The sequence below is a fragment of the Nocardia wallacei genome (genome assembly GCF_029869545.1).
Lineage (GTDB): Bacteria > Actinomycetota > Actinomycetes > Mycobacteriales > Mycobacteriaceae > Nocardia > Nocardia wallacei_A.
On record NZ_JARWQD010000341.1, the window covers coordinates 1 to 7,258 of the forward strand.

The window sequence follows — 7,258 nt, forward strand, 5'->3', positions numbered from 1 at the left end:
CATGTCCCGCTGCCCGGCCGCGGCGTGGATCTCGGTCAGGCCGAGAGGGTGGTGCTCGATCAGCGCCGCCTGCTCGGCCGGTGTCTGGGACATTCGGGCAGGTCGCGCCGGGCTCCGAGATACCCCTACCACCGACGGGTATTCAGGAGGCCGGTGGATACTCCGAATCCGGAGTCCCTACTTTCGAGTCAGTTCGGGATAAGGTCGAGCATCGCTTCGGCACCGCACAGGGGATGGGCGAACTCGATTCGCAGACGCCGGCGGGCCGCAGCGTCGAAGAACAATGGGAGGCGCGGGAGAAGACCGCGCGGGAACGCCTGGATCGGATCCGGAAGTCGGTGCGCCGCAACGATTCCGGGTGACGCCAGGAATGGATTGAGGGTGGATTCGATGACCGAACCGCGGGAGATTGCTGAGCGCCTGCTCGATGCCCAGGTGGATTTCCTCGTCGCGGAGGTGAGCGGAGAGCGCTTCGCCGAGGTGGTCGCGCGCGATGTGGAGTCGGTGATCGGCGTCGCCGACACCATCATCTTCCGCGATGTGGTGACCGTCGAGCAGGCCAAACGGACCGTCCGCAAGGTGGTCGACCGCAGCGACAGCCCGATCGTGCGGGATCTGGTCGGCGTGCTGTCGGATGCCCTGTACGACCACATCGCCGCAAACGACGGCCACACCCTCGGCGACGTGGTCGAGCGGGAGCCGGTCGAGGCGCTGCTGCGCAAGATCCTCGGCATGCACCACGCCCAGGAGCGCCTGCTGGACCGGCTGAGCGAGGCGCCGACGGCCGGGCCGGTCGCCGCGAAGTTCACCGACATGCTGATCGACGACATCCTCGAGGCGAACAAGAAGATCGCGGGCAAGGTGCCCGGCGTGAATTCGCTGATGTCCATCGGGCAGAACGCGGTGAAGTCCGCGCGCAAGGCCGCCGAGGGCAGCCGCGTCGGCGCCCTGGCCGAGAAGGGCACGCTGTACGCGCTGAAACGGGTGACGAACGCGATCCGGGAGACCCTGCGGGATGCGCCGGTGCACGGCGCCGCCATGGAGTTCTGGGATGTGCACGCGGGCGAGCCGGTCAGCGGACTGCGCGACTACCTGAGCCAGGCCGACCTGCGGGAGCTGGCGCTGATCGTGCATCGCATCGTGGTGACCACCCGCAACAAGGAGTACGTCGGGCTGCTGCTCGACGAGTCGGTCGAGGTGTTCTTCGACAAGTACGGCGACCACACGCTGGCCGGGCTGCTGCCCGAACTGGGCGTGACGCCCGACGATATCGCCGAGGAGATCCTCGCCTACGGCCCCGCCGTGATCGAGGCCGCCAAGCGAAACGGCGTGCTGGCCAAGCTGATTCGCGAACGACTGGAGCCGTTCTACACCTCGGAGCAGGTGCTGGGGATCCTGGCGGGCTGACCGGCCGGTGGTCAGTCGGCGATGGCGAAGGCGTCGATCTCGACCAGCATCTCCGCGCGCGGCAGACCGGTGAAAACCGTTGTGCGGCTGGGGAGTACGTCACCCGCGTGGGTCTCGACGAACCTTCCGTAGGCTTCGTTCATGGCGGCGAAGTCCTCGCGCGCGGTGAGGTAGACGCGCAGCATCACCACATCGTCGAAGCTCGCGCCGCTCGCCTCCACGATGGCACGCACGTTGTCCAGGGTCCGGGTCGTCTGTGCCGCAACGTCTCCCGGGTAGAGATACTCGTTGGTGGCGGGGTCGACCGGGCCCTGGCCGGACACCTGCACGAACGGTCCCTTGCGCACGCCCTGGGAGAACGTGTGCGCGGGGGCGGGTGCGGCGGTGGTGCGGACGGCGATCTTCTCACTCATGGTCGGCCTTTCGCGGGTCGGGGCTCGGGTTCCAGCCGAGCTCGGCGGAAACGGCGTCGGCCGCCGCGCGCACGCGCGGGAGCAGGCCGAGCACCTGGTCGTGATCGAGCAGCATGTCGGGCACCGAGACCGACAGCGCGGACACCACGGTGCCGGTGCCGTTGCGGATGCCGACGGCGATGCAGTTGACGAAGCTCTCGTGCTCCTCGTGATCCTCGGCGAAACCTTGGGCCGCAACGAGTTCCAGCTCGGCGAGGTACTGCTCGGGGGTGCGGATGGAGCGGTCGGTGAACGGGTGATAGTCGAGACGCTCGGCGACCGTCCGCCACTGCGCGCGGGGCTGTCCGGCCACGAGTACCTTGCCGACGGCGGTGCAGTGCAGCGGCGCGGGGCGCCCGACCCGCGAATACATCCGGACGCTCTGGGTGGCGTCGAGCTTGTCGATGTAGATCGCCTCGCCGGACTCGTAGGTGGCCAGGTGCACGGTCTGGCCCGTGTCGGCATTGAGCCGCTCGAGATGACGGCGGGCCACGGTGCGCACGTCGCGGCGCTCCAGCGACCGGTTCGCCAGCTCGAACAGCCGCGCGCCGAGCGAATACCGGTGCTCGGCATCGTGGGTGACGAACCGCTGCGCCTCCATGGTCTGCAGCAGGCGCAGCACCGTCGACTTGTGCACGCCGAGCCGAGCCGCCAACTGATCCAGCGATTTTCGATCCTCGCCGAGTTCGGTGAGGATGGTGAGGGCGCGCTGCAGGCTTTGGCTCATGCCCCTCCCTCGCTGGCGCTCGGTCGGGGAATGGATGTGTGGGCCGGTCGGGGATTGGATGTGTGGGCCGGTCGGGGGATGGGGGTGTGGGCGGGTCGGGGAATGGCCTTGGGGGCCGGGGTGTCGAGTCGCTCGGGGCGTGTGGTAGTCAGGGCCGTGCCGGTCGTTCGTTTACTGCGCATGCCGATCCCTCGATGACGCTTGGGCCTTGGTGCGACGTCAGTGCCGTGATGTCTGGTGTGGGTGGTCATGAGGGCACATTCTCTCTGGTGGGGGGTGGGGGTGTTGGCCAGGCCGAATCTGGTGCGGTGGCGCGGGATTCGAGGTGGGGGAGGGGTGGGAGTTCGGCTATGTCGCCGGTGCCGGTGAGGGCGGCGGCGGCGCACAGGTGGCCGAAGCGGAGCAGTTGTTGGTGGGGGCGGCCCTGTAGGAGGGCGGCGAGGTAGCCGCCGGCGAAGGCGTCGCCCGCGCCGATGGCCTCGGTGACCTCCAGCCGGAGCGCGGGAACCTCGCGATGCTCGTCGCCGAGAAATCCGGTGACCGAATGGCCGCTGTTCTTCACCACGAGATGCCTTGGGCGCGGGAATAATTCGCGTAATCGGGCCGGATCGCCGGTGCCGAACACCTCCTCGGCCTCGTCGGCGCCGAGGAAGACGATATCGCTCCCGGCCACCTGCCGGGCGAGGACGTCCGCGGCCGACTCGCCGCGCCGAATCCACAGTGCCGGACGGTAATTGAGGTCGAAGCTGACCATCCGGCCGCGCCGCGGCAGCGCGATCAGGCGGTCGGTGAGCTCGGTGGCCGACGGCGACAGGGCGGTGGTGATGCCGGTGAAGTGAATCAGCTCGCAGCCCTCGACAAGCGCGGAGCAGGCACTCAGGTCGGCGGGGGAGAGGGCGCTGGCGGCCGATCCGCCGCGGTAGTACAGCATCCGGCTGGCGCCCGTGGCCAGATCGGTGGCTCGGTTCGACCCGCTGCCGCGCTCCTTGACGTACAGGCCGGTCGGCCGCGCCGGATCGGTGTAGACCGCACCCGTGTGGACCCCGCGCTCGGCCAGGTGTCGCAGCAGATAGCGGCCGAATCCGTCGTCGCCGACCCGTGAGATCCAGGCCGTCTCGATACCGAGCTGGGTGAGCACGGTGGCGACATTGACCTCGGCGCCGCCCGCCGAGCGGTCGAAGACCGGTGAATCCTCGAGCGGGCCCGGCCGCGCGACCAGGACGGCGAGTCCCTCGCCGACGGTGACCGCGCGGGGCGTGGTCGGCGTAGGCCAGCTCACACCAATCTCCTTCGAATGCTTGCGGCTGAGGGTCGTCTCGTGCAGACTAACCACCGAAAACACAAGGCGCAACATGCGTTGTGAAATATGCAATGCATGAGAGCTATGGTTTGTGGTGAAGGGAGCGCCGTGGTCAACAAGATCGGTGAGAGCATCGACGTCACCGCGGTAGCGGCCCTGAGCGATCGCACGCTGGGGCCCGAGCACAAGTCGCTGCCGCCGAGCGCCTGGGGGCTCACCGCGCGTGAATTCCTCGCCACGGCACCGCATCTGGACGATTTCGCGACCCCGGTACTCACCGTCGACCGCGCGGCGCTGGATTCGAATCTCGCGGTCATGGCCGACTGGGCGGCGGCCGCGGGCGTGCGGCTGGCGCCGCACGGCAAGACCACGATGTCCCCGCAGCTGTGGGGCGAGCAGCTGGCCGCCGGAGCCTGGGGCATCACGCTGGCCACCGGATGGCAGGCGCAGGTGGGCCGCGCCTTCGGCCTGACCCGGATCCTGCTCGCCAACGCCCTGGTCGATCCGGTCGGATTGCGCTGGGCCGCGGAGCGCATGCGCCGGGACCCCGAGTTCGAATTGCTGAGCTGGGCCGACAGCGTCGCGACCGTGCGGGAGATGGAACGCCGTCTGCCCGAGGATGCGCGGCTGTCGGTCCTGGTCGAACTCGGCGGCCCGCACGGCCGCACCGGCGCCCGCAGTGTCGACGAGGCGCTGGATGTGGCTGCGGCGGTGAATAATTCAGCGCGCCTGCGGCTGGCGGGCGTCGGCGGCTACGAGGGCGCCCTGGCGCACGACCGTACCGATGCCGCCGTCGCGGCCGTGCGCGGCTACCTCGACGAACTGGCCCGGCTGCACCGCGCCCTGTCGGACCGGTACGAGCGGCCCGCGGTCGTCACCGCGGGCGGCAGCGCGTATCCGGACCTGGTCGTCGAGCGGCTTGCCGGATTGGCGGACGAGCAAGGCGCACAGGGTGTTCCGACGACGGTGGTGCTCCGCTCGGGCGCCTATCTCATACATGACGACGGCTTCTACTCCGGCATCTCGCCGCTGGCCGATCCGTCCGCCGGGCGTCCGTTGCGCTCGGCCATGCACGGCTGGGCGCGCGCGGTGTCGCGGCCGGAGCCGGGACTGGCGCTGCTCGACGCCGGGAAGCGGGACCTGCCGTTCGATGAGGGGCTGCCGGTACCGCAACGGATATCGGGCGGGGAGGGTGTGCCGCCGGGCGCGCACGTGTCGGCGCTCAACGACCAGCACACCTTCCTGCGATGGCCGGAGGGCGGCGACGTGCCGGTCGGCAGCGTGGTGCGGCTGGGTCTGTCGCACCCCTGCACGGCCTTCGACAAGTGGCGGCTCATCCCGGTCGTCGACGACGCCGGTGCCGCGCGGCCACGCGTGGTCGACCTCCTGCACACCTTCTTCTGATCCGGCGGAACATCATGGGCGACATACTGATTCGCGACATCGACGTCGTGGACGGGACCGGTGAACCGCGCTACCGCGGCGATGTCGTGGTCCGCGGCGGGCGGATCGCCGAGATCGCCCCGCCGCGTACCGCGGCCGCGGCCGACCGCGTGATCGAGGGCGAGAACCTGGCCCTGGCACCGGGCTTCATCGACATGCACGCGCACTCGGACCTGCATCTGCTCACCGAACCGGAGCATCTGCCGAAGCTCAGCCAGGGTGTCACCACCGAGGTGATCGGCCAGGACGGGCTGTCCTACGCCCCGATCGACGATGCGGCGCTGGCGGTGTTGCGCCGCCAGATCGCCGGGTGGAACGGCAATCCCGCCGACCTCGACATCTCCTGGCGCAGCGTCGGCGAGTACCTCGAGCGGCTCGACGAGGGCATCACGCCCAATGCCGCCTACCTGGTACCGCAGGGCACGCTGCGCCTGCTGGTCGTCGGTGCCGAACGGCGGCCCGCCACGGCGGCGGAGACAGCGCGCATGTGCGAACTGCTCGCGCAGGGACTGGCCGAGGGCGCGGTCGGCATGTCGAGCGGGCTGACCTACACGCCCGGAATGTACGCCGACACAGCGGAATTGGCCGCACTGTGCGAGGTGGTCGCCGCGGCGGGCGGCTTCTACGCACCGCATACCCGCTCCTACGGCGCCGGTGCACTCGAGGCCTATGCCGAGATGATCGGCCTGGCCCGGGCCACCGGCTGCGCGCTGAATCTGACCCACGCCACCATGAACTTCGGCGTGAATCGCGGCCGCGCACCGGAATTGCTGGCCATGGTCGACGCGGCGCTGGCCGAGGGCTGCGATATCAGCCTCGACACCTACCCGTATCTGCCCGGCGCGACGACCTTGTCGGCGCTGCTGCCGAGCTGGGCGATGTCCGGCGGTCCCGACGCGGCGCTGGCGCGGCTGGCCGACGCGGACCAGCGGGCGCGAATAGCCCTCGACGTCGACGTGCGCGGTTCGGACGGATGCCACGGCGTCACCGTCGAATGGGAGACAATCCAGATCAGCGGCGTGACAGATCCCGGGCTCGCGGGCTACGTCGGCCGGACGGTCGCCGAGATCGGGGCCGCCGAAGGCGTTGCGCCGGTGGAGATCTTCTTCGATCTGCTGCGGCGCGACCAGCTGGCGACGACGGTCCTGCAGCACGTCGGGCACGAGGACAATGTGCGGGCCATCATGCGCCACCCGCGACATATGGGCGGCAGCGACGCGCTGCTGGTGGGCGCCCGGCCGCATCCGCGGGCGTGGGGGACCTTCCCGCGCTACCTGGGCCACTACGTCCGTGAGCTCGGGGTGCTCGGCCTGGAGGAGTGCGTCAATCACCTCACCGGGCGTCCCGCCCAGCGGCTGCGCCTGCGCGAGCGCGGACTGATCCGGACCGGCTATGCGGCAGACCTCGTAATCTTCGACCCCGCAACGATTTCCGACACCGCGACCTTCGAAGATCCCAAACAGCAGGCGCGCGGCATCGCCCATGTCCTCGTCAACGGGGAGTTCGCGCTCGACGGGGGCGTGCCGACCGATGTGCGCGCGGGGCGTGCACTGCGCATGACCGGAGGTGAGACCCGGTGACGGCCGCCCTCGACGTGATCCGCGCCGACCGCGTGCTGACGGTGGTGCGCGCGCCGCGGATCCCCGATCCCGTGGCGTTGGCCGATACCCTCGCCGAGGCCGGAATCCGCACGGTGGAGCTGACTTTCACCACACCGGGCGTGCTGGAGGCGCTGCGCACCGCCGCCGCATCGGAGCGCGCGGTGGTCGGTGCGGGCACGGTGCTGACCGCCGAGCAGGCCGAGCAGGCAATCGGCAGCGGCGCCCGGTTCCTGGTCACCCCCGGCCTGCGGGGCGCGGGCGCCGCGACCCCGGCCCCCCCCGACATACCCGGGGGGATGGGGGGGTTGACGCCCGCCCCCGGGCAGGA

Annotated in this window: 7 protein-coding genes and 1 pseudogene; 5 read left to right on the forward strand and 3 right to left on the reverse strand. The window is 70.2% G+C overall.

Annotation, left to right across the window (positions count from 1 at the left end; translation table 11 throughout):
• The first annotated feature begins 233 nt into the window (after positions 1-233).
• Together QH290_RS30885 and QH290_RS30890 are read left to right on the forward strand one after the other, a co-directional pair.
• Positions 234-362, forward strand: a complete 129-nt coding sequence (locus QH290_RS30885) for a hypothetical protein (protein ID WP_280386726.1) — start codon at positions 234-236, stop codon at positions 360-362.
• A 28-nt stretch (positions 363-390) separates the two neighbouring features.
• Positions 391-1,407 carry a hypothetical protein gene (locus QH290_RS30890; protein ID WP_280386727.1) on the forward strand — a complete coding sequence of 339 codons (1,017 nt, stop codon included), beginning with the start codon at positions 391-393 and terminating at the stop codon, positions 1,405-1,407.
• Between the two features lie 11 nt (positions 1,408-1,418).
• Here QH290_RS30890 and QH290_RS30895 read toward each other — a convergent pair whose 3' ends face one another.
• From QH290_RS30895 to QH290_RS30905, 3 genes are all read right to left on the reverse strand, one after another.
• A complete protein-coding gene (locus QH290_RS30895; RefSeq protein ID WP_280386729.1) occupies positions 1,419-1,820 on the reverse strand; it encodes a RidA family protein in 402 nt (133 codons plus the stop codon).
• Complete coding sequence (locus tag QH290_RS30900) at positions 1,813-2,586, reverse strand: IclR family transcriptional regulator (protein WP_280267073.1); 774 nt, start codon at positions 2,584-2,586, stop codon at positions 1,813-1,815. The genes QH290_RS30895 and QH290_RS30900 overlap by 8 nt, the downstream gene beginning before the upstream one ends.
• A 247-nt stretch (positions 2,587-2,833) precedes the next feature.
• The gene (locus QH290_RS30905) at positions 2,834-3,865 is read right to left on the reverse strand and encodes a sugar kinase (RefSeq protein WP_280386731.1); all 1,032 of its coding nucleotides are present in this window, start codon (positions 3,863-3,865) and stop codon (positions 2,834-2,836) included.
• A 129-nt stretch (positions 3,866-3,994) separates the two neighbouring features.
• On the opposite strand from QH290_RS30905, the gene QH290_RS30910 reads away from it, so the two are divergent.
• From QH290_RS30910 to QH290_RS30920, 3 genes and pseudogenes are all read left to right on the forward strand, one after another.
• Entirely contained in the window at positions 3,995-5,290 is a 1,296-nt protein-coding gene (locus tag QH290_RS30910) for a type III PLP-dependent enzyme domain-containing protein (protein ID WP_280386733.1), read from the forward strand.
• A gap of 14 nt (positions 5,291-5,304) precedes the next feature.
• Positions 5,305-6,909: an N-acyl-D-amino-acid deacylase family protein gene (locus QH290_RS30915; RefSeq protein WP_280267070.1), complete on the forward strand. Its 1,605-nt coding sequence runs from the start codon at positions 5,305-5,307 to the stop codon at positions 6,907-6,909.
• A pseudogene (locus tag QH290_RS30920) lies at positions 6,906-7,258 on the forward strand (bifunctional 4-hydroxy-2-oxoglutarate aldolase/2-dehydro-3-deoxy-phosphogluconate aldolase); the annotation flags it as partial. The gene QH290_RS30915 and the pseudogene QH290_RS30920, both read left to right, overlap by 4 nt.

Coding starts and splice junctions, on each gene's coding strand:
- QH290_RS30900 (WP_280267073.1), bottom strand. CDS start 2,586: ATGAGCCAAAGCCTGCAGCGCGCCCTCACCATCCTCACCGAACTCGGC.
- QH290_RS30915 (WP_280267070.1), top strand. CDS start 5,305: ATGGGCGACATACTGATTCGCGACATCGACGTCGTGGACGGGACCGGT.
- QH290_RS30885 (WP_280386726.1), top strand. CDS start 234: ATGGGCGAACTCGATTCGCAGACGCCGGCGGGCCGCAGCGTCGAAGAA.
- QH290_RS30895 (WP_280386729.1), bottom strand. CDS start 1,820: ATGAGTGAGAAGATCGCCGTCCGCACCACCGCCGCACCCGCCCCCGCG.
- QH290_RS30890 (WP_280386727.1), top strand. CDS start 391: ATGACCGAACCGCGGGAGATTGCTGAGCGCCTGCTCGATGCCCAGGTG.